The sequence below is a fragment of the Coprococcus eutactus genome (assembly GCF_025149915.1).
GTDB lineage: Bacteria > Bacillota > Clostridia > Lachnospirales > Lachnospiraceae > Coprococcus > Coprococcus eutactus.
In genome coordinates, this window is the sequence record NZ_CP102278.1 from 2,325,209 (window position 1) to 2,348,573 (window position 23,365).

At 42.3% G+C, this 23,365-nt stretch carries 21 protein-coding genes; 1 reads left to right on the plus strand and 20 read right to left on the minus strand.

The genetic code is table 11. From position 1 onward, the window contains the following. Positions 1 to 29: 29 nt before the first annotated feature. The 12 genes from NQ536_RS10250 to NQ536_RS10305 form a co-directional block, all read right to left on the minus strand. Positions 30 to 1,619 (minus strand): MBOAT family O-acyltransferase, encoded by a 1,590-nt coding sequence (locus NQ536_RS10250; RefSeq protein WP_004850214.1) that lies wholly within the window; start codon positions 1,617 to 1,619, stop codon positions 30 to 32. Between the two features lie 36 nt (positions 1,620 to 1,655). Beyond that, the gene (locus NQ536_RS10255) at positions 1,656 to 3,077 is read right to left on the minus strand and encodes an SLC13 family permease (RefSeq protein ID WP_004850212.1); all 1,422 of its coding nucleotides are present in this window, start codon (positions 3,075 to 3,077) and stop codon (positions 1,656 to 1,658) included. A 96-nt stretch (positions 3,078 to 3,173) separates the two neighbouring features. Further along, complete coding sequence (locus NQ536_RS10260) at positions 3,174 to 4,565, minus strand: sensor histidine kinase (protein ID WP_004850210.1); 1,392 nt, start codon at positions 4,563 to 4,565, stop codon at positions 3,174 to 3,176. Further along, positions 4,559 to 5,227 carry a response regulator transcription factor gene (locus NQ536_RS10265; protein ID WP_004850208.1) on the minus strand — a complete coding sequence of 223 codons (669 nt, stop codon included), beginning with the start codon at positions 5,225 to 5,227 and terminating at the stop codon, positions 4,559 to 4,561. Before NQ536_RS10265 ends, NQ536_RS10260 begins: the two co-directional genes overlap by 7 nt. 152 nt (positions 5,228 to 5,379) lie before the next feature. Then, the gene (locus NQ536_RS10270) at positions 5,380 to 6,588 is read right to left on the minus strand and encodes an ATP-binding protein (protein ID WP_004850206.1); all 1,209 of its coding nucleotides are present in this window, start codon (positions 6,586 to 6,588) and stop codon (positions 5,380 to 5,382) included. Positions 6,589 to 6,677: 89 nt separating this feature from the next. Beyond that, positions 6,678 to 8,084, minus strand: a complete 1,407-nt coding sequence (locus NQ536_RS10275) for an amidophosphoribosyltransferase (RefSeq protein WP_022058320.1) — start codon at positions 8,082 to 8,084, stop codon at positions 6,678 to 6,680. A gap of 123 nt (positions 8,085 to 8,207) precedes the next feature. Beyond that, the gene (locus tag NQ536_RS10280; protein WP_004850204.1) at positions 8,208 to 8,873 is read right to left on the minus strand and encodes a hypothetical protein; all 666 of its coding nucleotides are present in this window, start codon (positions 8,871 to 8,873) and stop codon (positions 8,208 to 8,210) included. A gap of 149 nt (positions 8,874 to 9,022) precedes the next feature. Continuing rightward, positions 9,023 to 10,030 (minus strand): LacI family DNA-binding transcriptional regulator, encoded by a 1,008-nt coding sequence (locus NQ536_RS10285; protein WP_022058698.1) that lies wholly within the window; start codon positions 10,028 to 10,030, stop codon positions 9,023 to 9,025. Positions 10,031 to 10,145: 115 nt separating this feature from the next. Further along, positions 10,146 to 11,645 (minus strand): 4-alpha-glucanotransferase, encoded by a 1,500-nt coding sequence (malQ, locus tag NQ536_RS10290; RefSeq protein ID WP_004850200.1) that lies wholly within the window; start codon positions 11,643 to 11,645, stop codon positions 10,146 to 10,148. An 83-nt stretch (positions 11,646 to 11,728) separates the two neighbouring features. Then, positions 11,729 to 12,622 carry a carbohydrate ABC transporter permease gene (locus NQ536_RS10295; RefSeq protein WP_004850198.1) on the minus strand — a complete coding sequence of 298 codons (894 nt, stop codon included), beginning with the start codon at positions 12,620 to 12,622 and terminating at the stop codon, positions 11,729 to 11,731. Further along, complete coding sequence (locus tag NQ536_RS10300; protein ID WP_022058699.1) at positions 12,622 to 13,464, minus strand: carbohydrate ABC transporter permease; 843 nt, start codon at positions 13,462 to 13,464, stop codon at positions 12,622 to 12,624. Before NQ536_RS10300 ends, NQ536_RS10295 begins: the two co-directional genes overlap by 1 nt. A 265-nt stretch (positions 13,465 to 13,729) precedes the next feature. After that, positions 13,730 to 15,067 (minus strand): ABC transporter substrate-binding protein, encoded by a 1,338-nt coding sequence (locus tag NQ536_RS10305; protein WP_022058700.1) that lies wholly within the window; start codon positions 15,065 to 15,067, stop codon positions 13,730 to 13,732. A gap of 291 nt (positions 15,068 to 15,358) precedes the next feature. Here NQ536_RS10305 and NQ536_RS10310 point away from each other — a divergent pair, with 291 nt between their 5' ends. Beyond that, positions 15,359 to 15,793 carry a cupin domain-containing protein gene (locus NQ536_RS10310; RefSeq protein WP_022058701.1) on the plus strand — a complete coding sequence of 145 codons (435 nt, stop codon included), beginning with the start codon at positions 15,359 to 15,361 and terminating at the stop codon, positions 15,791 to 15,793. Positions 15,794 to 15,988: 195 nt separating this feature from the next. On the opposite strand, the gene NQ536_RS10315 is transcribed toward NQ536_RS10310, so the two are convergent. From NQ536_RS10315 to NQ536_RS10350, 8 genes are all read right to left on the minus strand, one after another. Next, positions 15,989 to 16,522: a hypothetical protein gene (locus NQ536_RS10315; protein WP_155803791.1), complete on the minus strand. Its 534-nt coding sequence runs from the start codon at positions 16,520 to 16,522 to the stop codon at positions 15,989 to 15,991. Positions 16,523 to 16,893: 371 nt separating this feature from the next. After that, complete coding sequence (locus tag NQ536_RS10320; protein WP_004850188.1) at positions 16,894 to 17,673, minus strand: amino acid ABC transporter ATP-binding protein; 780 nt, start codon at positions 17,671 to 17,673, stop codon at positions 16,894 to 16,896. 100 nt (positions 17,674 to 17,773) lie between these two features. Beyond that, positions 17,774 to 18,460 (minus strand): amino acid ABC transporter permease, encoded by a 687-nt coding sequence (locus NQ536_RS10325; RefSeq protein ID WP_004850185.1) that lies wholly within the window; start codon positions 18,458 to 18,460, stop codon positions 17,774 to 17,776. Positions 18,461 to 18,511: 51 nt separating this feature from the next. After that, positions 18,512 to 19,309, minus strand: a complete 798-nt coding sequence (locus NQ536_RS10330; RefSeq protein WP_044997839.1) for a transporter substrate-binding domain-containing protein — start codon at positions 19,307 to 19,309, stop codon at positions 18,512 to 18,514. Between the two features lie 238 nt (positions 19,310 to 19,547). Then, positions 19,548 to 20,732, minus strand: coding sequence for a cation diffusion facilitator family transporter (locus NQ536_RS10335; RefSeq protein ID WP_004850182.1), 1,185 nt, complete (start codon positions 20,730 to 20,732; stop codon positions 19,548 to 19,550). A 101-nt stretch (positions 20,733 to 20,833) separates the two neighbouring features. Further along, the gene (gene rpsI / locus NQ536_RS10340; protein ID WP_004850181.1) at positions 20,834 to 21,229 is read right to left on the minus strand and encodes a 30S ribosomal protein S9; all 396 of its coding nucleotides are present in this window, start codon (positions 21,227 to 21,229) and stop codon (positions 20,834 to 20,836) included. An 18-nt stretch (positions 21,230 to 21,247) separates the two neighbouring features. Continuing rightward, positions 21,248 to 21,682 carry a 50S ribosomal protein L13 gene (gene rplM, locus NQ536_RS10345; protein ID WP_004850178.1) on the minus strand — a complete coding sequence of 145 codons (435 nt, stop codon included), beginning with the start codon at positions 21,680 to 21,682 and terminating at the stop codon, positions 21,248 to 21,250. Positions 21,683 to 21,916: 234 nt separating this feature from the next. Continuing rightward, the gene (locus tag NQ536_RS10350) at positions 21,917 to 23,134 is read right to left on the minus strand and encodes an iron-containing alcohol dehydrogenase (RefSeq protein ID WP_004850177.1); all 1,218 of its coding nucleotides are present in this window, start codon (positions 23,132 to 23,134) and stop codon (positions 21,917 to 21,919) included. Positions 23,135 to 23,365 lie beyond the last annotated feature (231 nt).

Sequence of the window (23,365 nt, forward strand, 5' to 3'; positions counted from 1 at the left end):
GTCGTATCCTCCTTATATCCTCACATATATCAGAACTGTTCATAGATAAATGCTGCCGTAGCTCCTGAGCCATACACTCCAAACATGACAACACACGCTATCGCAATGCCCACAGCCAGCCATCTGAACAACCAGTTCTGTCTCATAAGCCAGTCTCTGATGTCCTCCTGACATCCGCTGCGCTCTCTTATCTCCTGGGCAACAGACACTAACAGCAACACCAGACAGCCTATAAGTATAACTCTCCACTCGCCCTCAGCCAGCGAGAAATCATTTACTATATCATATATTCTGCTTCTGTGCAGAACTATGGACTTAATCATGTATACTGAGCTCCCTATTCCCTGTCCCATAAAGATGAGACGTCCTATGACACATAGAAGGAATGTCCTGAGCATCCTGAATATCTGCCAGCTGATACACTCCGTGTTGATCCTAAGCTTACCAGTCAGATCGGCAAGCTGCTGTTCAAACAATGTGGACATACATATTAGTATTCCATGATACAGTCCCCACGCTATATAATTCCATTTTGCTCCATGCCATGCACCGGTGAGCACCCACACACACAGTATAGGAATACCTGCCGCGAACACTTTTCCTATCACATTACCCAGATGATCCCTTATCTTTACATTTAGCTTCAGAAAAAGCTTGGATGTCGATACCGGATAGAATACATACTCTCTGAAAAATGCTCCGAGAGATATGTGCCATCTTCTCCAGAAATCAGGAAGAGTCTGTGAAAAATACGGTCTTTTAAAGTTCTCACCAAGTACTATGCCAAAGCACTCCGATGCCCCCCTGACAATATCCATACATCCTGAGAAATCACAGTATATCTGAACTGAATATGCGATTCCCACCAGGAGGAACACTCCTCCCTGATATGAGAAGCAGTCTCCGAACACAACATTTGTAAATGCTGCTATCCTGTCGGCAATAACCATCTTCTTGACAAATCCCCAGATCATCAGCCATACACCACGCATGATGTTATCCATGCTGAAATGATGAGGTTCCCAGAGCTGGTGTGCAACCTCCTCATATCTTGCTATAGGTCCCTGTGTAACATGTGGGAAATACAGCACATATGACAGATATCTGAAGAAATTCTTCTGTGCTGTTATATGTCCGTTATATAGATCCACCAGATAAGATACCATCATGAATGTGTAGAATGATATACCCATAGGTGCAATAAGCTTCCAGTCCGGTATGCTCTGCAGGCCATCATACGGAATAAACCTTTTGATATTGGTTATGATAAAGCCCATGGCCTTGAACACCACCAGTATACCTATGACAACAACCAGCGCCATCACAAGAAATTTCTTCCTCTTCGTCTTCTCGACTGCTTTTATCTTTCTTGCTGTACGTCTGTCTGCTCCCTCAGCCAGCTTCTCCTGTTCATCCAGGCTCTTCTGAAGTCTGAGAGAAAACAGATATACCACAATCGCTGTCACACTCACAAGCATAAGGTATTCTACCCCCGCGTAACCATAGAATATAAGGCTGGCAATAAGGAGCACACCCCACTGCATCTTCTTCGGAACGATATAATACACAAGCACTGTGCACAGCAAAAAAACTATAAATATATATGAAATTACTGACATATTCCTTCCCCTGCATGTATCCTGCAATCTGTTTCTCTATACTGTGCTGAACGCTGGCCAATACTTTAGCAGCAATGCACATACAATTGACATTATTACTATAATCAGCACTGTAATCTTCCACCCCTCTTTGAACATATACTTCGGCGACAATCCATATCCAACCGGTATGGCTCTGATAGATGTCGGCAGCATATATGACAGATTGACGCCCACCGACGCCACATACACATAAGGTATCGGATTCAGGCCACATCCCTGTGTGATGGATATTACAAGCGGCATGGCGACCGCTGCTGTAGCTGTATTCGATGTCACGTCCGACATCAGCAGAGTGACTGTCAGTATGATAAATACCGTGACAAATCCGCCCTTCATATCAAGCTTTGATATATACTCACCCAATGCCTCTGCAGCTCCTGATTTGTTGATGAGCGTTCCGGCGGCAAGGCCACCGGCAAATATGTACATAAGCCCCCATATGATCTTGCCCTGCACATTCTTCCAAACCATGATCCTCTCGCCTTTTTTATTGGTGAGCAGAAATGATACTATAGCACATATGATAAATACATAGGCCGGCTTAAGTCCTGGAAGAATTCCCTGATAGAGCTGTCTCGTAAATGCCAGAACCGTCGCAAGGACAAACAGTATAAGAGCTGCTTTCTCCTCATAGCTCATAGGTTCAAGCTCCTTGTATCTGGCAACAAAATACTCCTTTGATCCACCGAGCATCTCCGTGCGCTTAACATCCCTTATCGTGAATAGTATATTGATAAGAATAAGTACGATCATGATGGGAAGGAACCTGACAACCCATGACGAGTACATGTATTCTTTGCCTGTAATCTTCTGTATGTAATCAACTGTTACAAGATTCATAGCTCCACCGAGCGGAGATGCCAGACCACCAAGTCCAGTTGCATATGCTATTGTCAGAAGTATCTTAGACGCCGTCTTGTTATTCTTGATATCATCCATTCCTATATACTTCAGCATGGCAACCGCTATAGGTGTGATGGTGGCACATACCACTGCATTCGGCAGGACCGCAGATAACACCGCTGCCAGCATAAACCAGAATACAAGCTGGGTGCGCAGGCTGCTGCCTATGAGTCTGAGAAACGTGATGGCAATCCTTTTGTCCAGTCCCGTATTCTCCCACATAACGCTTATAATAGATGCTCCAAGAAGAAGCAGAATTGTCTCATCCGCATAATTGGATATGACAGACGACATGTCTGTCATCCGAAATATGGCATTCAGCGCTATCGGAAGAAACGCCGTGACCGCGTAGTCTACTGGTCCTGTAACCCACCAATATGCCATCCATATAATAGTTCCAACCGCAGCCCTTGTTTCAAATTCCGTGAACACGCTATGTGGCAGACAAACACATAAAAGCGCAAATAAAAGCGGTCCAATTAACAGATGGATTATTCTCTTTCGTGATTTCATAGCATTCTCCTTAAATAATAAAACCTTAATTCACGATTATAGTTATCGAAAATTAAGGTTTCATTAAAAAATATTAAGATATATTACATTGAAATTCTATCCATTATCTACAGGTATTATAAAAGTAAATTTGCTGCCTTTACCTACCTCACTATCCACCTGAACAGTTCCTCCATAATGCTTTGCTATTTTCATAACCTGCGATAAACCCAGGCCAAATCCCTCTGTATTTCTTACAGTGTCTGCTCTGTAAAAGCTCTCAAAAATTCTGTTTTTCTGTTCTTTACTTATACCTCTTCCCTCATCTCTGACAGATATATAACAGTTCTCTGAATCAGAGCCACAGGTGACTTCCACAGTCCCCCCCTCATTGCTATACTTTATTGCATTTGACACCAGATTGCTAACCACGATAACAATAAGATTCATGTTAACTTTAACAACCGTCGGAACAAGATTATAGCAAAATTGAATATTCTTCTTACATATGTATTCCGCGTCATCACACACAGACTCCACAACATCTAATAAATCAACATCCTCAACGCTGAGGTTAACGTTATTTTTATCCAATATAGACATTTGAAGTAACTGTTCTATAAGCCCCTTCATCTTGGTTGTCTGACGTTCAAATACCGCTATGCTCTCCAACATCTCATGATCATTGTTCTTCTCTGCAATCTCTCTGGAAAGCTGGCACTGGGCATGCATAACTGCCACAGGGGTTCTCAGTTCATGGGATACATTTGCATTGAATTCTTCCTGTCGCTCAAATTCTCTCTGAACCCGGTCATACAGATTATTATTTGACTCCGTTATCATATCGAGCTCCAGAAACGGTCCATCATATCTGAGTTTCTCTGTAAAATCTAGATTCTGACCGCTCCTGTTAATAGCCACATTAAGTTCCTTCATCGGCACAGCAACCAGCCTTTTTAGCCCAATTGCAAATAAAATGAAGAATAAGGCCACTACACCTATTACCGTATAAGTTCTATACCACAATACTTTGTAATTCGCCTTTATATCCTTTACCGCCACCATTGCGCAGATTACAAAATTATCATTTTCTAATGTTTTCAGACCAACCTTGGCTTTTCTCGTCAATATATAATATTTGGCTCCATTAAAACCTATTACATCAATATCTGATTGATATGGAAACTTCCCACTACATCCATCTGGCATCTCTCCATCTATGAAGTCCCCATCTGGCGACTTCAGGAATACATATATTTTATCATCGTTTTCAAGCTCCTCATCACGATCATAATACTCTGTTACAATAGATGGTGTTTTCGATTGATCATAATATAAAAAACGTCTGACCTGCCGTGTTTCCTGTGAAAGTTTCTCATACGCCTGCAATTCCATATCATCTTTCACTATGCTGTTCTGTATAAATAGCAGACAGGCAATACCAACAGTCATAATAAGGCCACACATTATAATCGTATATGTTACAAGTGATTTTTTCTTTTTTAACATTCCAGTTTATATCCAACCCCTCTTATCGTCTGTATAAGTTTATCATCATATTTGTCGTCGATTTTTCTTCTGAGATATCTGATATACACATCAACCACATTGGAATTCACATCATCATCAATATTCCAGATATTCGCCCTTATCTGTTCACGTGTAACAACTATATTTCTATTACGTGCCAAATATTCAAGAATGGCATATTCTCTTACCGTGAGATCTATGTTCCGACCATCCCGCACAGCCTTATGATTATTCATATCCACAACCAGAGATCCGCACGCAATTACATTCTCATTAACCACCCCCTGGGTTCTGAGCATTACTCTGAGCCTGGCCAGAAACTCCGGGAATTCAAAGGGCTTTGTCATGTAATCACTTGCCCCTGCATCCAGTCCTCTAACTATATCCTGAGTCTCGCCCTTGGCCGTCAGAAATAATACCGGAACCTGCTGATTATTTGCCCTGATAGTCTTCAACACTTCCATACCATTCACATGTGGAATCATTATATCCATAATAACCCCATCGTATTCCGTCATCTCTATGAAATCAAGTGCTGCCTGACCATCATAACAGGCATCAACATTGTATCCTTCTTTCACAAGTTTACTGCATATTATACTGTTTAGATCTTTCTCATCTTCTACTACCAACATTCTCATCCACTAACACCTCCCTATCCGGCATACAAATCTCCCTTCTTTATTATGTGGTTTATTCATGAAAATTTCATTAAAAACAGTGTTAAAATTGCAAAAAGCTATCATCTGCATGTATAGTGATGCAATGATAGCCTTTTACTGGTTATATGTTATTATTTATCTGTCTTTTCATCGTAGGTATCCAGAAAACTATGTCTCACACCGCCCTGCTTGTACTCAATAAGAGTATCTACATTGACGTTCTCCACGCTCTTGAATATGTTGCCCTCCACAAATGGGTTTGTCTTCTTGAGTGTTGCTATGAGCTGCTTGATCTCCTGACGCTTGGACTTTGTCTCCTCATTGTTGCAGGTGGTACATGTGTCCGTGAACTTACATGCACACTGTATAAAATGAAGTTCATTATAATCCCTCCACGCTTTGATGTCGTCCTCCCTTACCATATAAAGAGGTCTGATGAGCTCCATGCCCTCAAAGTTGGTGCTGTGAAGCTTCGGCATCATGGTCTGCATCTGCGCCCCGTAGAGCATACCCATGAGTATGGTCTCTATGACATCGTCATAATGATGTCCAAGAGCTATCTTGTTACAGCCAAGCTCTTTTGCATAGCTGTACAGATGACCTCGTCTCATCCTGGCACAGAGGTAGCACGGTGACTTCTCAACGTTGTACACCGAGTCAAATATATCTGACTCAAATATCTGGATAGGGATGTTAAGCATCCTGGCATTGTCCTCTATAACCTTGCGGTTTGCCGGACTGTACCCCGGATCCATGACTATAAACTTAAGTTCAAACGGGAACTTATTGTGTCTCTTCAGCTCCTGAAAGCACTTCGCCATGAGGAAAGAATCCTTGCCGCCAGATATACACACGGCTATCCTGTCGCCTTCCTTCACCAGCTCATACCTGTTGATAGCTTTTGTGAAGTTGCACCATATCTTCTTGTGAAACTTCTTGCGGAGACTCTTCTCCACATCGGCACATATGTCAGTCTGCTCCTGCTTTCCCATGGTATAGAGCAGCCATGATATATAGCCACCTTTTAGGCTCACTGCATCGTATCCCAGCTCTGTAAGTCTCTCCGCCAGCGGAATGCTGTTGGTTCCGTGAGTGCAGCAGATTATGAGTTTTTTCCCTTTTGAATTGTCCCCGGAAATATATTTCTCTGCAGGGAACAATTCACCTGCGGTCACCGTCAAATGCTCCGGCATCAGACTGTCCGCAGGAACTGTCACCGCTCCCGGGATGGCTCCGTGGGATATCTCAACTTCGTCTCTGATGTCAACCATCAGATACGAATCCTTATCCAGTTCCTGTATCTCTTCTATTGTGATTTCCTTTGAATTTTCTAATGCCATATCCCTGTCACCGTTTTTCTTACTATTACAAATTGATTATTTTATATATGATACTGTCTGTCGCATATAGCATCGCCGTCATCCGCAGCTTACTCCTTACCATCCCAGCAGTATGTACAGAGCTTGCACTTCTCAACTCCACACGCCTCAAGCATATCGTCAAGTCTGTTGAATCTGAGTGATGTGAAATGCAGTTCCTTGCAGATCTCGTCAACCATCTTTTCATACTTCTCTGAATCAGGATCTGTGTACTCCTGAAGTACCTCATCTGTCACATTTCCATTCTCAAGTCTCTCTATAACTCTTCTTGTTATCAGATCCATCTCTGATGATGATCTTGAGAAGTTAAGGTATTTGCATCCGTATACAAGTGGTGGACACGCAGGTCTGATATGTACCTCCCTGGCACCGCTGTCAAAAAGGTACTCTGTCGTCTCTCTGAGCTGTGTTCCACGCACGATAGAATCGTCTATAAGCAGAAGGCTCTTGTCCTTGATAAGATCCTCAACTGCCAGAAGCTTCATCTTGGCTATGAGATTACGCTGGCTCTGTATGGTCGGCATAAATGAACGTGGCCATGTCGGTGTGTACTTGATGAATGGTCTTGAGAAAGGTATTCCGGACTCATTGGCATAGCCTACTGCATGCGCTGTTCCTGAATCCGGAACTCCGGCTACGATATCAGGCTTAACATTATCTCTCTTTGCCATGCTGGCTCCGCAGTTATATCTCATCTGCTCTACACTCATACCCTCGTATGAGCTTGCAGGGTAACCATAGTATACCCACAGGAAAGTACATATCTTCATGTCCTTGCCCGGCTGCACAAGCGTCACACAGTTGGACGGTGTGAGTACGACAACCTCACCAGGGCCAAGTTCTTTATAGTCATGATAGCCAAGGTTTTTGTAGGCAAAGTTCTCAAATGACGCACAGAATGCACCATCCTTCTTGCCTATGACCACAGGAGTTCTTCCATGCATATCTCTGGCTGCATATATTCCATTCTGGTTCATGAGCAGGAGTGACAGCGAACCGTCTATCTTCTCCAGCGCATATCTTATTCCGTCTATCAGATTATCCTTCTGGTTGATGAGGGCTGCCACCAGCTCTGTGCTGTTGATATCCCCTCCGCTCATCTCAAGGAAATGTGAATGCCCCTGATCAAATATCTCCTTGGATATCTCGTCAACGTTGTTGATCTTGCTGACAGTTGTCAGGGCATATGTTCCGTGATGTGAACGTACTATGAGTGGCTGTGGCTCATAATCGGATATACATCCTATTCCCAAATAGCCCTTCATGTTCTGCATATCTTTGTCGAACTTTGTTCTGAATGGAGCATTCTCGATATTGTGTATGGATCTGTCAAATCCCTTATCTCCATACACTGTCATGCCTCCGCGTCTTGTTCCAAGATGTGAATGATAGTCTATTCCAAAGAATAGATCAAACACACAGTCATCTTTTGCCGCTACTCCAAAAAATCCACCCATTGTTTTCCTCCTGAAGTGATAAAAATTTGTCATTTTCGCAAACATATCTATATTAGCATAGGACTGGCGGTGATTACAATATATTTATTAGTAATCGGCAACCAGTCCATATTTACATAAATTTTATAACACATTCATTATCAATTTCACTATCCCCGCAATGACGATCAGCACAGCCAGTCCGAAAAAGCAAACCTCCATCTCCCTGTACACCTTGTTTGACTTTTTCTCAAATGCCTTTCTCTCTTCCCTGGAGTACAACAGTTTATACTCACTGCCGATCGGATTCTTCTTTCTGTTTATATCCTGATTCACCACATAAGAATCCGGCTCACCGCTGTATGGATCAATGTACCCCACCGTGGGATGTGCGTATCCCGGAATGTTAGTTCTGCCGGTCACGGTGTCATATCCTATTATCTTTCCCACAATCTCCATATCGATCATATCATTCTCTTTTATGCGTTTTGACCGCATAATATATCCAGCTATCACAAATATCAGTACACATGCCAGCATCTTGATCGCATCCATGATCAACCATACAGGATCATTCCTATCTATAGCTATTACCCCGCCATCCTGCAGACTATCTACTGCCATAGATACACCGATAAGCAAAAGTGCCACGCCACCAGCCAGAAGTCCTATTCCGATATTCTTGAAGTTCCACCGGTCTTCCTTTTTCTTTATCCAAATTGCAAGTCCGATAAAGAATATTCCCACTATACCGAAAAATCCTGATTTCACAAGTCTTGTAATCAGCTCAATATTGTCTATGTAATCCATATTCTCATCTCCAAACTGTGATAAATACTCTATACGAATTTCAGAGCCTTGCCGAACTTTTATCTCATAAAAAAAATCGCCCTATACTGATATATAATATACCAGTATAAGACGAATTCAAACTTAATTAAAAAGATTTTCCCTGAATCCTAGCCGATGCTCTTAACGCTTTCACCCTCTATCAAGGAATATGGCACTATCTCATGTTCACCAGCTGCTGCATAATTTATATGCTTGAGCATGATGTCAACACTTCTCGATGCCATGATCTCTGTATTCTGTTTTATTGTTGTAAGTCTTGGTACACAGTATCCTGCCAGCTCTATTCCATCAAATCCAGTAACTGACAGCTCCTCCGGAATATGTTTGCCCAGATCAGCAGCCGCTCTCATGACGCCGATCGCTATCGTATCACTGAGAGCCATGATTGCTGTAACCTCCGGCTGTTCCTCCAAGAGACGCTTCGTGGCCGCATAACCTGCCTTCATAGAATACCTGCACGGAATATATGTAAACTCCGCCCGGTCATCATGCTGCCACTCATCTATAGCCCTCTTGCAGCCTTTATATCTGTTGAAACTTATCTGTTTCTCGGACACCTGCCCTCCGATGACTCCAATGTGCCTGTGGCCTTTTTCAAGAAGATACCTTGTCATATCGTATGTCGCTGCCGTGTCATCTATCGTTATGGAGGATATGTTGTCATTTGCAAGAATCTCTCCGCCGGTCGTGATTATAACTCCCGGGATCTCAAGCTCTTTCACACGCTCATCAAAAAGCGCAAGATTGGCACCCAAAAACATGATTCCCTTCGGATTTACACTATGAATAAGTTTGATGGCATACTCGATCTCGTCACCATCCTCGTCTATGTACTCCACTATGACATCCTCATCATATCCAGCAAGCAGGTTCTGTATCCGCTCTACTATATCCGCAAACAGCATATTCTGGTTTCCTTTTATGATGACAACCACCGACGATTTAGCTGACATTTTGAGGAGCTTTGCGTTGACGTTCGGCTCAAATCCATTTTCCTCTATAACCCTGAGTATCTTCTCTCTGGCTGCATCGCTGACTCCGGTCTGATTGTTGATCACCCTGGACACGGTTCCGATACCATAACCTGATATACGCGCAATATCCTTTATTGTCATAAGCTGTATCCCACTTTTCTCTTTTATTCCCAATAATTATATTATCCCAATATGTGGAGGTCAAGAAAATACTCTACTTATCATTTCCCGATAAATATTTTTAGAGAGTACTTTTTCACATCTTGCTTCTCCCGGTCATCAGTGTAAGTCTGCCTATTTCCTCTGCAAGATCATCATCCGTATCATCAGATATAGTTCGCCACCTCCAGTTATCGCCAACTGTGGATGGCTTATTCATCCTCGATTTATTGTCTAGCCCCAAATAATCCTGCATCGGTATAATACAAAGATCTGCAATACTTCTCATAGCAAGCGTGATAAATGGGACATTGATCAGACGATCCGGTGTATAATGAGCTGCCATATAATCCCTTGCCATGTCTCTGGACCTCTGATCTATACTGCTCCACCAGCCAATAAGTGTCTCATTGTCATGGGTTCCCGTATATACAACACAATTTCGTATGTAATTATGTGGAAGATAATCAGATGCCGCCCCGGTGTCTCTCGCATCAAAGGCAAACTCCACAACCTTCATTCCCGGGAATCCGGAATCATGCACAAGCTTTCTGACCGAATCAGTCACAAAACCAAGGTCCTCGGCAATGACATCTCTCTTACCCAGAGCTTTTTCTATATTCCTGAACAGATCCATCCCAGGGCCCTTTTTCCACTTGCCATTCGCAGCTGTTTCCTCACCATATGGAATGGCATAATATTCATCAAAGCCTCTGAAATGATCAATCCGGACTACATCATAAAGCTTATAGCTATGTCTCATTCTGGCTATCCACCAGCTGTAACCGGTCTGCCTGTTCAGCTCCCAGTCATATATTGGATTTCCCCACAGCTGTCCGGTCTCCGAAAACCCATCAGGCGGACATCCGGCAACCTCGTATGGTCGCCTGTCCTCATCAAGCCTGAAAAGCTCCGGGTGTGCCCATACATCTGCGCTGTCCATAGCTACATAGATTGGGATATCTCCTATGATCCTTATATGGTTCTTGTTGGCATAGCTCTTTAGCGCATTCCACTGAGTATAAAACAAATACTGCATGTACTGCTGAAAATGTATCTCATCCGCAAGCTTAAGCTGCATCTGCTGCACCGCATCAGGCTGTCTGTTTCTTATATCCTGTGGCCACTCTGTCCATGGAATCCCACCATATGAATCCTTAATCGCCATGAACAATGAATAATCATATATCCAATCGCGGTTCTCATCCATGAACATGGAAAACTCCATGCTGTCAATCATTTTCCATCTTTCATAGGCTTTCCTGAGGAGACTGTATCTTCCATTATAAATTTTGCTATAATCAACGTACCTGTCATCATCTCCCCAGTCTATCTCACTGCACTCACTGTCTGTTAGCAGTCCCTGATCCACAAGTGTATCAAGATCTATAAAATATGGATTTCCAGCAAATGTCGAAAATGACTGATACGGCGAATCCCCATACCCGGTGGGACCCATGGGAAGTATCTGCCAGTAACTCTGGTGTGCAGACCTAAGCCAGTCAACGAAACGATATGCCTCTTTTGAGAAGCTGCCAATTCCATACTTTGACGGGAGGCTTGATATAGCAAGCAGTATTCCTGCTGATCTTTCCATCTGAAATCTCTCCTTTTAACCAATTTCAGGCGGCTGCGAATTTCACAACCGCCTGTTTTTTAACACTTAATAATATTATATTACTATCCCTTTACAGCACCGGCTGCAACGCCCTTGATGATGTACTTCTGTGCACAGAGGTAGAATACAACAACCGGAATGATAGCCATAACAAGGCACGCCATGATTGCTCCCATATCTACTCTTCCGTAGCTGCCCTTCATATACTGGACAACTATAGATATCGTCTTGTATTTCTTGATGTCGAGTACCAGATATGGCAGAAGGAAATCATTCCATATCCACATAGCCTCAAGTATTCCTACAGATATGTAAGTAGGTTTCATGATAGGGATAACAACCTTGAAAAATGTCTTGAGCGGCGTACATCCATCTATCATCGCAGCCTCCTCGACCTCCAAAGGAATGGACTTGATAAATCCGCAGAACATGAATACTGCAAGACCTGTTCCAAATCCAAGATACACGATCACGATTCCCCATGGAGTATTAAGGTGAAGTGCATCCGCAGTTCCAGCCAAAGTAAACATAACCATCTGGAAAGGTATTACCATAGAGAACACGCAGAGCAGATATATGATCTTTGTCGCTATATTCTTGACTCTGGTTATATACCAGGCTGTCATAGAGCAGAACAGCAGAATTGCCACTACTGAGAGAACCGTTATCACAACTGTCCAGCCCACTGCCTTAATGAAATCATACTGTGTTATAGCCGTTTTATAATTGTCCAAGCCTATGTAGCTGTGCTCATTTGGCAGTTCAAATGTCTCCAGACTGATAAACGTCTTGGCTTTCAGCGAGTTTATAATTACGATTATTATCGGTGAAACAAATATTATGGAAATAATGGTAAAGAATAAAGTAGCCAGAATTCCCGTCAACGTTGGTTTTTCTTTCACTCTGTATACAGGCTTTTTATCCGCTGTATTTGCTGTTTTCTGTATCTTCGCCATTACTGCTGCACCTCCTTTGATCTTGTAATCTTAAGCTGTATGAGTCCTATCGCTACTACCAGTATAAAGAATACGACTGCCTTGGCCTGACCTACTCCCTCATATCCTACTCTTCCATAAAACGTCTCATATATATTGAGCGCTAGCATCTCTGTCTTATGGAGTGGCTCGCCTCCTGTGAGTGCCAGGTTCTGGTCAAACAGTTTGAATGAGTTGGTTATTGTGAGGAATGTACATATAGTTATGGATGGCATCATGTTCGGGATCGTAACCCTGAAAAGTCTCTGTGTTCTATTTGCACCATCAATCATGGCTGCTTCCTGAATGTCTTCAGGAATTGCCTGAAGTCCTGCAATATAAACGATCATCATATATCCTATCTGCTGCCAGCACACCAGTATAACCAATCCCCAGAAGCCGAGGACTTCATTGAGTTTCAGGGCTGTATCAAACTTTGAGAATACGGCATCGAATATAAGCTGCCATACATATCCAAGTACGATACCACCTATAAGATTCGGCATAAAGAATATCGTTCTGAATATATTAGTTCCTTTGATCTTCTGTGTAAGTGCCAGTGCCACAAGAAATGCAAGAACATTTATAAGCACAAGTGTGACAATCGCAAATAATGTTGTAAACTTAAATGCATCCGGGAATGTTGAGTCCTTGAATGCGTCTATATAATTCTGAAATCCTACAAATTCAGCGTCCCTTATGGTCGTGAACTTACAGAAGGACAGATATATTCCCTCGGCAAATGGCACGATAAATCCTATTAGAAACGCAGCCATTGTCGGTATCAGAAACACCGGCCAATATCTTTTTATCGTTTTCTCCATAATTTTTTTGATAACCTCCACTCTGTTGCATATCAATTTTCTTTCCAATATCTTATGAGTCTAAAAAATGGATATGTAGACATATTTGCATATGAATACATATCCATCTCTAGTCTGACACCTCTGGGTATGAGCTGCCTTTGCAAAGCTGTTCGCCTTCCTGGTGTCCTGCATCTTGCAGGACTTTATTCATATTTTAAGTTGGTTTTATTTTGTGATTTTTTTATTTTTGGGTTGTGTACTATTGTTTATTTGTTAATATGTTTTATTTTGACTTTGCTGCAGCAGCCTCTTTAGCCCATCCATCTACAAATGCGCTCTTTACAAGATCCCAGTTGGCATCTGTCTGATCTGCCGCATATGTTGTAAGTGCTGATCCAAGGTCGTTCTTCCACTGCTCTGATGGCATTGTTGTGAAGTTCCAGCTTACAGGTGTCTTGCCCTCTGCTACATACTCATTTGCAATGTTTACAAGAAGGTTTGTTGATTCAAGGTTCTTCTTGAATGGTGTTACAAATCCCATTCCATCGGCTCCTGATGGCATAGCGCCCTTTGAACCACAGATTGCCTTAAGTGCGGTGTCATTTGTAGCACACCACTCCATGAAGTCAAGAGTTGCCTGGATATCTTCCTCTGAAGCCTTAGCATTTACACACCAGTAATTCTCACTTCCTGTACAGAGTCCCTGATTCTCCTCACCATCTGCTCCTATATAGATAGGGAGCATTCCGAGGTTGTCATCGCCAAGTGATGATACATCTGAGTATGCCCATGTACCATTCTGATAAAATACTGCCTGTCCTGAAACAAACTCTGCAACCGCATCATCACCAGTCTTTGTGCTGAGCTGCTTTGGATCGGTTGTTGAGTTGTTGATGTACAGATCCCATACATTTTTGTAATTATCAAGATATGTACCCTTGATCGCATCTGTAGTATCGATTCCATCAGCCTTGTATTCATAGTAGATTGGAAGATTTGCAAGATGTGTCTTGAATCTCCAGTCTGATGAGCCATCCATTCCAGCTGATGTGAATGCTGAGAATCCTAATTTGTCTGAATTGGCTGTTATATCCTCTGCCACCTTCTTGAGGTCTGCAAATGAATTGATATCATCCTCTGTGTATCCAGCTTTACTTAAAAGCTCTTTGTTGTAAATGATTCCGTATGACTCTATAACATATCCGATTCCTGCGACCTTATCGCCATCCTTAAGTGCAAAGTCCTCAGATGTGAGTTCTTTATACACCTGTGATGATCCAAGATCATAACAATAGTCCTTCCAGGAAGCAAGACCAACCGGTCCATTTACCTGGAACAGGGTAGGTGATTCTGACTTACCCATCTCACTCTTAAGAGTAGTCTCATACTGACCAGCAGCTGCTGTAACTACCGTCACATCAACGCCAGTCTCTTCTGTGTACACCTTAGCAAGCTCCTGCCACTGTGTATCCTGCTCCGGCTTGAAGTTCAGATAATATACAGAGCCCTTTGCATCTGCCTTCTTTCCTGCTCCATCTGAATCTCCTGAGCCACATCCTGTCAACATGGTACCTGCCATCATAAGTGACAATCCAAGTGCCGCAATACCTTTCTTGTTCATATTGGTTCCTCCCATAAAATAATAAAAATTTTTCCTTCAGTCATCTCTTATACGAGCTGCTTAATGGTTACTTTGTTTTCTCGGAAACGTTTTTGGAACCGTTTCCATTTGATATATCTTATATTAGTTGTTTATGTACAAAATGTCAATACTAATTTCAATTTTTTTATCACTTTTTGCATTTTTTCACATAGCTCACAATCCAGGCTACATAAAAATGTATAATTTTTGTCATATTCTATCCTTTCTGAATACTATAAATAGAACTATTGAATCTGAAAGGACTATCCTATGAAATACAACAACCATTGTTCTCCGAACAGACCTGACTGTCGTGACAACATCTGCACTATAGACCTCCGGGAGAAAGCGTTACAGAACCACAATTACCGCGAAACCGTGTGGACCGGCTGTTTCATGCAGATGACAGTCATGTGTATACCTGCCTGCTCAGATGTAGGTTTGGAAATCCATGATAATACCGATCAGATCATCAGAATCGAACAGGGACAGTGTTCAGTCAGAATGGGCTGCTGCCCAAACGAACTGTGTTTCCGTCAGAATCTTTGTGCAGGAGAATGCGTCTGTATACCAGCCGGCACATGGCACAACATCATCAACATTGGCAATAATCCACTGAAGCTCTCATCCATCTATGCCCCACCACATCATCCCAGGGGAGAGACACAGGCCACCAAAGCCAGGGCTATGGGAATGGATTGCTAATATCTTTTCCTGCGACATAAAGTAGATGCCACTATAGAAGCAATTAAAAAAGACACCAAATGCTGTCTGCCCGTCTGACATTGGGCAAGCGACATTTAGTGTCTTTGCTGCTACTACTATACTTTATTGTTTTCTCTGTGTCATCATTGCATTGGAAAAACAGTATCACATTTCAATCATGAGATCACATTTCTCCTACTCATTCTCATCATCTTCCTCTTCATACCAATCGTCCTCATATCCATCTTCCACATAGTCTATGTCATATTCATCGGCTTTGTCTGCTTCTTCATCGCTCAGTTCAGCATATATTCTTCCATCGTCCCAATCATCTGGCATATAGAGATGCGGCTCATTGTCCCCCCACTTATATGAATGTATCACCTTAACGTCAGACAGATCCAGGACGGACTCCATCAATATTGACTTCATATAGTTCTTCACCGTTTCCGGCGCAAGATTGACAAATTCCACTATCGGGTATCTCTGAAAACGGATAGCATTGGTCGATGTCCCATACCCTGAATTCTCAAAGCTGGCATTTACCGGTCTTTCATTTACACTGAGTGATATATTTGTAACAGTGCATATATCTTGTTTATCAAAAACATATATTTTACCCTCGCTGGTCAGTATTTGTACACGGTCATCATTTACTTTGACTTTGTCAAAACCTCCTGTTCTTCTTTTTGTTTTTTCGGTGTCGTTTATCACTCTTCTCAATGGCATAATTTTTCTCCTCCTGTTAAACATTTATTTATATGTTAATCTTTGTATTCCGTACGGTATATCCAATGGTACACACTGACCTTTTTTAACTCAACGTCTGGGGTGATTTTTTTATCCCTCTGTGGAGACCTCTGACATGTCATTTTCTTGATTTTTTTTTGCATTGGGTAGATGGCATCCTATCTGCGTTGCCTTTATTTCTAAATTCATTTGTATATGGGGAAGAATTGCTGCCTTGTTTCTTATTTTTGTTTTGTGAATTTTGTATAGTATAGTTTCAGACGGTTTTTCAGATTTTTAGTGATTATTTTTTATATAAACAGAAAATCCCGGTGCATCATTTTTCGATACACCGGGATCTTATACATCTTTTATGAATATGATGAAAGAAATTGCTTTGTCCTCTCCATCTTCGGATTGTCAAATACCTGATCAGGTCTTCCCTGCTCAAGTATATATCCATCATCCATGAATATGACCTGACTTGCAACATCCTTTGCAAATGCCATCTCATGGGTAACAATTATCATGGTCGTCTTTTTGTCTGCAAGGTTTCTGAGGACCTTAAGTACCTCTCCTGTGAGCTCCGGATCAAGAGCCGATGTAGGCTCATCGAAACACAGGATGTCCGGCTGCAACGCAAGCGCCCTTGCTATAGCAACTCGCTGGCACTGTCCGCCTGAAAGCTGGTGAGGATAGTTGTTCATTCTGTCCTCAAGTCCCATCTGGCGTAGAAGTTCCTCTGCCTGGACTCTTATCTCGTCGAGTATATTCTTCTTATTTACTTTGAAATCCGGTCTCTCCTTTGCAAGAAGCTCTCTTGCAAGCATTACGTTCTGAAGCGCAGTGTACTGTGGAAAGAGATTAAATGACTGGAACACAAGTCCAAAATGCAGTCTCTTCTTGCGCACCTCCGACTCCTTGAGTGTCTCCGGCTTGTCCGTATCAAGCAGGATCTCATCATTTACACGGATAACTCCATTGTCCGGCATCTCCAGAAAGTTCAGACAGCGAAGAAGTGTTGTCTTTCCACTTCCTGATGATCCTATGATAGAAAGGACCTCGCCCTGCTCCAGAGAAAAGCTTATATCCTTGAGCACATCCGTCTTGCCAAACTTCTTTTTTATATGTTCAACCTCTAATATAGCCATAGCGGTTCCTCCTATTTAATATGTATCGCCCCTCTGCTCCGCAGCGGGGCAGGTCGTCGGAGCCGATTCCGAGTATGAACTGCGTTCATAGCGGCTCCTCCTATCTAAAGAAATCAAGTTTCTTCTCTAATTTGCCAAGTAAAACTGTGAGTACGCCATTCCAGATCAAATAGTAGAATGCGCAGAAGAAGAGTGGCCATATTGCACCTGAAATTCCCTGTGAACCTTTCATGAATGCCTGTCCTGCCCAGATTATCTCCTGAAGTGCGATGATACGGGCAAGGGACGTATCCTTGACCAGAGTTATGATCTCGTTGGACATCGCCGGAACTATCTTCTTTATCATCTGCAAAAGCTTGACCTTGAAGAATATCTGCTTTGGAGTCATGCCAAGCACGAGTCCGGCTTCCTCCTGTCCTACAGGAATACCCTGGATACCTCCACGGTAAATCTCTGAGAAATAGCAGGCATAGTTCACTATGAATGACACCGATGCCGCAACAAATCTTCCGCCTTCGCCGCCGCCCCATACCGGATTGTGAAATACAAGTCCCGGGAAATAATATATGATGAGCAGCTGTATCATAAGTGGTGTACCTCTCACTATCCATACGATGAACTTCATAAGATAGCTGAGCGGTTTAAACTTTGACATGGAACCGAGTGCTATAAGAAGTCCAAGTGGAAATGCACCGAGCAATGTCACAAAGAACAATTTTAATGTCTGTATAAATCCTGTATTAAGAGCTCCAAGTACGACCGGGAGCTGTTCAAAAAACAAATCCATAATAATTTTTCTCTCTAAGTGATGGTAAAAATACTAATTATATCTTATCTATTACTTTGCAAGTGCAGCCTGTACCTTATATGTCTCAGCACACTTCTCCATTGAACCGTCAGCCTTACTGTCTGCAAAGAACTTGTTGAGCTCAGCTACAAGATCTGAGTCCTTTCTGAAGCCAACGCCATACTCCTCGCTGTTGAGACCTACGGTATATGTGAGCTTGTCATAACCTGTTCCCTCACCAACCATAGCTGCTGCCATAAGCGAATCAATGATTGCTGCATCTGATGTTCCAGCTGCAACTTCCATGAGTGCATCTGCCTGTGCCTTTACCGCTGTATAGTTGAGACCAAGCGCCTTGGCCTGATCCTCGCCTGCGCTTCCTGCCTCTACAGCAAATGTAAGCTCCTTGATGCTGTCTACTGTCTGATACTTGTCTGCCTTATCTTTTGGCACGATAACTACCTGAGCATTGTTGCAGTATGCATCTGAACATGCCATTGAGCTTGTAACCTCATCTGTAAGTGTCATACCGTTCCATACACAGTCGATGGTCTTGCCGTCAAGCTCCATGATCTTGTTGTCCCAGTCTATCTCTACGAACTCTGCCTTTACGCCAAGGCTCTCTGCAAATGCTGATGCCATATCTGCGTCAAATCCGATCCAGTTGCCTGACTCATCCTTGTAATCCATCGGTGCGAAGTCTGTAATGCCGACAACGAGAGTTCCCTTATCCTTTACATACTCCAGATCACTCTTTGACTCACTCTTAGATCCGTTATCAGATCCGCCGCATCCAACCAGTGAAAGTCCCATTGCTGCCACTAAGAGCAGTGATAATAACTTTTTCATACTTTTTTCCTCCTGAAATATCCTAAATATACTTGGCAGATGCATGAAACACACTACACCGGGCATCTGCATGATATATAAGCCCTATTAGGGCACAACACGGTAACATAGTAACAGTTTATCATAGTAAAGTCAAACCTAAGATTGAGGAAATGCCTGTAAATGTATTATGTAATAATAATAATAATAACCACAGAAGATCTTACTCTTCTGTGGTCAGGATGCTCACCATCTGGAATTATTTTACATACGCTCTGTCAATATGTATCACACAATAGTAATTTTTATTGTACTCACTAACTTTTTCCTTGATATAGGATATTATCTGTTCTTCCGACATTTGATATCCATGTGGCAAAACCACATCAAAAATCAAATTGGAATGTGTTGAACCCTTTACCATTCTAAAGTCGTGAAACTGAACATTTTCATTTTTTCTGCTATCCTTATTAAGTGATTCTATAATTTCAGTGATCCGCGCTTTCACAGCATTTGTCTCCTCATCGTCATCTACTATCGGATCCATGTGAATGACAGGCTCGCAATTTAATTCTTTTCTGAGAGAGAATTCTATCTGATCGATCAGATCATGCAGTTCAAGAATATCTTCCTTATAAGGAACTTCTGCGTGCAGGCTGACCATAAGTCTGCCAGGTCCATAATCATGGACCACAAGATCATGAATACCAAGGATCCTTTTATCACACCTCACGATCTTCTCGATCTCGTCCACAAGCTCTGGTTCCGGTGCCTGACCAAGCAAAGGGCTGACCGTATCCTTCATTGCAGTGATGCCAGCTATGAGTATCATCACGCCCACCAAGAACCCGCAATATCCATCTATAGGTATTTTCCAGAAATGAGCAGCAAGTGCAGATGCAAGAACAACCATTGTGGAAAATGTATCAGATAAACTGTCTTTCGCCGTCGCTATCATGGTCGCACTCTCTATCTTTCTGCCTATACTCCTGTTGTAGAAATACATATATATCTTTACTCCAATTGAAACAACTAGTATAACGGCAACTAGACTGCTGAATTTTGGAAGTTCCGGATGTAGGATCTTTCCGATTGAATCTTTAATAAGCTCGTAGGCCATCAATATGATCATGACTGCTACAAATAAGCCTGATATATACTCTATTCTTCCATGTCCAAACGGATGATCCGGGTCCGGTTTTCTGCCAGATAACTTAAAGCCTATCATAGATATAAACGAGCTTCCTGCATCTGATAAATTGTTGAACGCATCCGCCGTGATCGAGATAGCCCCCGAAAGTAATCCAGCAAAGAATTTTCCCAGAAACAATAATACATTCAAAAATATACCAACAGCTCCGCAAAGAACACCATATTTCTCCCTCACCTTGCTATCCTTATAATTATCTGATTTGATCCATAGCTTCGACAATAATGTCACCATATCTTTTGTTCCTCCTAATCTGAATCTCAAAAGTTCTGAAAAAAAGAACCCACAAAAGTGTTGGACTTCTGCGGGTTCTTGATATATCTGAAATGATATAATTATCTCTTTGAGAACTGTGGAGCACGACGAGCGGCTTTGAGACCGTACTTCTTTCTCTCCTTCATTCTTGGATCTCTTGTAAGGTATCCAGCCTTCTTAAGGATTGGTCTGTACTCAGCATCAACCTCAAGGAGTGCTCTTGAAATACCATGTCTGATAGCTCCAGCCTGACCTGTAAAACCACCACCACATACGTTAACGAGTACATCGTACTTACCTTCTGTGCCTGTAGCAACGAGTGGCTGCTTTACGATAACCTTGAGTGTATCAAGGCCAAAGTACTCATCCATATCCTTCTTGTTTATAACAATCTTACCAGTACCTGGAGTGATGTAAACTCTGGCGATACTGCTTTTTCTTCTTCCTGTTCCATAGAACTTTGTTGTCTTAGCCATCTGTTAATCTCCTCCTTCTTAGTACTTAATCTCTAATACTTCTGGCTTCTGTGCCTGATGCTTGTGATCTGCACCAGCGTATACGTGAAGCTTTGTAATCATCTCTCTGCCAAGTGGTCCCTTTGGAAGCATTCCCTTAACTGCAAGGTAGATAACATCCTCTGGCTTCTTAGCCATCTTCTCACGAAGAGTTGTCTCTTTCATACCACCTACATAATCTGAGTGGTTGTAGTATACCTTCTGATCTAACTTCTTACCAGTTACCTGGATCTTGTCAGCGTTTACTACTATTACATAATCACCTGTATCAATGTGTGGTGTATATGTTGGCTTGTTCTTTCCTCTTAAAATGCTTGCGATCTCTGATGCAAGACGACCTAAAGTATGTCCTGTAGCGTCAACTACATACCACTTTCTCTCTATTGTTGATGGGCTTGCCATAAAGCTCTTCATCGTGGTACCTCCTAAATTATTCTTTTATAATCTTCTTTACTAATGTATATTCAGCACATTCCTTACCGGGGCATTGGTTCGAAACACACTTATAAACTTCGCATACTTTGCAAGTATATTATAATTACATTTTGTTGTCAACTATTTTTTCCAACAAAAATATCCGGCGATACATGTGCACCGCCGGATACCATATTATCATTCATTCTTCTGTCTGTAAATACTATCTTTTATTTAGAAATCCACCTCTGTGTCATAGTAGCAGCACTTCAGCAGCTTCTCCATCTCCTCCTGGCTTGGCTGTCTTGGGTTGGAGCCTGTACATGCATCAAGTATCGCATTTGCAGCGATCTCAGGAAGTCTCTCAAGGAATACGTCCTCCGGAACAAAGCCCTGCTCACATGGATAGCTGTCTGGTCCATAATTCTTGATACAGTGAGGTATGTTCAGCTCATCATTCATCTTGCGCAGATATGCGATGAGAAGAGCTATCTTCTCGTCGAGGGTCTCTCCGCCAAGGCCCATGAAGTCTGCTATCTCGCCGTAACGAATCTTTGCTGTCTCATCCTTTGCATTGAAAGCGATAACCTTTGGGAGATACATCGCATTTGCTGCTCCGTGGATGATATGTGCACCGTAATCGGCAAATGCTGCTCCGGTCTTGTGTGCCATTGAATGTACGATTCCAAGCAGTGCATTTGAAAATGCCATACCTGCCAGGCACTGCGCATTGTGCATTGCGTCTCGCTTCTCCATGTCTCCGTTATATGATCCAACCAGATCATTCTGTATCATCTTGATGGCATGAAGTGCCAGAGGATCAGTAAAATCGCAGTTTGCTGTCGATACATAAGCCTCGATTGCATGTGTCATGGCATCCATACCTGTGTGAGCAACCAGCTTCTGAGGCATGGTCTCTGCCAGCTCAGGATCTACGATCGCAACATCAGGTGTAATCTCAAAATCAGCTATCGGATACTTGATTCCCTTCTCATAATCTGTGATGATCGAGAATGCTGTAACCTCTGTGGCAGTTCCCGAAGTGGAAGAGATAGCACAGAAATGAGCTTTCTTTCTGAGCTCCGGAATTCCAAATACCTTGCACATATCCTCGAATGTCGCATCAGGATACTCATACTTTATCCACATAGCCTTTGCTGCATCTATAGGTGAACCACCACCGATGGCCACTATCCAGTCTGGCTCAAATTCAAGCATGGCTGCTGCACCCTTCATAACCGTCTCTACTGAAGGATCTGGCTCAATTCCTTCAAATAACTTAACTTCCATTCCAGCTTCCTCAAGGTACTGAACTGCCCTGTCAAGGAATCCAAATCTCTTCATGGATCCGCCTCCAACACAGACCATAGCTCTCTTACCCTTGAATGTTTTGAGTGCCTCCAAAGCACCTTTTCCGTGATATAAATCTCTTGGTAATGTAAATCTTGCCATCGTTTGCCCTCCTAAAATCAAAATAAAAAAAGCCAATCATGTTATCTTCACTGAAACACCTTGAAATATTCCGAACACTTCGAAACAATTCCTGACATATCCGTCATGTAGCAGCATTTCAATGTAATTATAACATGATTGGCTCTTATTTTCATTATTTTTTGTGCATTTCACACAATGTTTTTCATCTATTTTTCACTTTTTTGCTAGATGTTTTCCACTTTTCATTCT

Coding starts and splice junctions, on each gene's coding strand:
- NQ536_RS10250 (WP_004850214.1), bottom strand. CDS start 1,619: ATGTCAGTAATTTCATATATATTTATAGTTTTTTTGCTGTGCACAGTG.
- NQ536_RS10255 (WP_004850212.1), bottom strand. CDS start 3,077: ATGAAATCACGAAAGAGAATAATCCATCTGTTAATTGGACCGCTTTTA.
- NQ536_RS10260 (WP_004850210.1), bottom strand. CDS start 4,565: ATGTTAAAAAAGAAAAAATCACTTGTAACATATACGATTATAATGTGT.
- NQ536_RS10265 (WP_004850208.1), bottom strand. CDS start 5,227: ATGAGAATGTTGGTAGTAGAAGATGAGAAAGATCTAAACAGTATAATA.
- NQ536_RS10270 (WP_004850206.1), bottom strand. CDS start 6,588: ATGGCATTAGAAAATTCAAAGGAAATCACAATAGAAGAGATACAGGAA.
- NQ536_RS10275 (WP_022058320.1), bottom strand. CDS start 8,084: ATGGGTGGATTTTTTGGAGTAGCGGCAAAAGATGACTGTGTGTTTGAT.
- NQ536_RS10280 (WP_004850204.1), bottom strand. CDS start 8,873: ATGGATTACATAGACAATATTGAGCTGATTACAAGACTTGTGAAATCA.
- NQ536_RS10285 (WP_022058698.1), bottom strand. CDS start 10,030: ATGACAATAAAGGATATTGCGCGTATATCAGGTTATGGTATCGGAACC.
- malQ (WP_004850200.1), bottom strand. CDS start 11,645: ATGGAAAGATCAGCAGGAATACTGCTTGCTATATCAAGCCTCCCGTCA.
- NQ536_RS10295 (WP_004850198.1), bottom strand. CDS start 12,622: ATGGCGAAGATACAGAAAACAGCAAATACAGCGGATAAAAAGCCTGTA.
- NQ536_RS10300 (WP_022058699.1), bottom strand. CDS start 13,464: ATGGAGAAAACGATAAAAAGATATTGGCCGGTGTTTCTGATACCGACA.
- NQ536_RS10305 (WP_022058700.1), bottom strand. CDS start 15,067: ATGAACAAGAAAGGTATTGCGGCACTTGGATTGTCACTTATGATGGCA.
- NQ536_RS10310 (WP_022058701.1), top strand. CDS start 15,359: ATGAAATACAACAACCATTGTTCTCCGAACAGACCTGACTGTCGTGAC.
- NQ536_RS10315 (WP_155803791.1), bottom strand. CDS start 16,522: ATGCCATTGAGAAGAGTGATAAACGACACCGAAAAAACAAAAAGAAGA.
- NQ536_RS10320 (WP_004850188.1), bottom strand. CDS start 17,673: ATGGCTATATTAGAGGTTGAACATATAAAAAAGAAGTTTGGCAAGACG.
- NQ536_RS10325 (WP_004850185.1), bottom strand. CDS start 18,460: ATGGATTTGTTTTTTGAACAGCTCCCGGTCGTACTTGGAGCTCTTAAT.
- NQ536_RS10330 (WP_044997839.1), bottom strand. CDS start 19,309: ATGAAAAAGTTATTATCACTGCTCTTAGTGGCAGCAATGGGACTTTCA.
- NQ536_RS10335 (WP_004850182.1), bottom strand. CDS start 20,732: ATGGTGACATTATTGTCGAAGCTATGGATCAAATCAGATAATTATAAG.
- rpsI (WP_004850181.1), bottom strand. CDS start 21,229: ATGGCTAAGACAACAAAGTTCTATGGAACAGGAAGAAGAAAAAGCAGT.
- rplM (WP_004850178.1), bottom strand. CDS start 21,682: ATGAAGAGCTTTATGGCAAGCCCATCAACAATAGAGAGAAAGTGGTAT.
- NQ536_RS10350 (WP_004850177.1), bottom strand. CDS start 23,134: ATGGCAAGATTTACATTACCAAGAGATTTATATCACGGAAAAGGTGCT.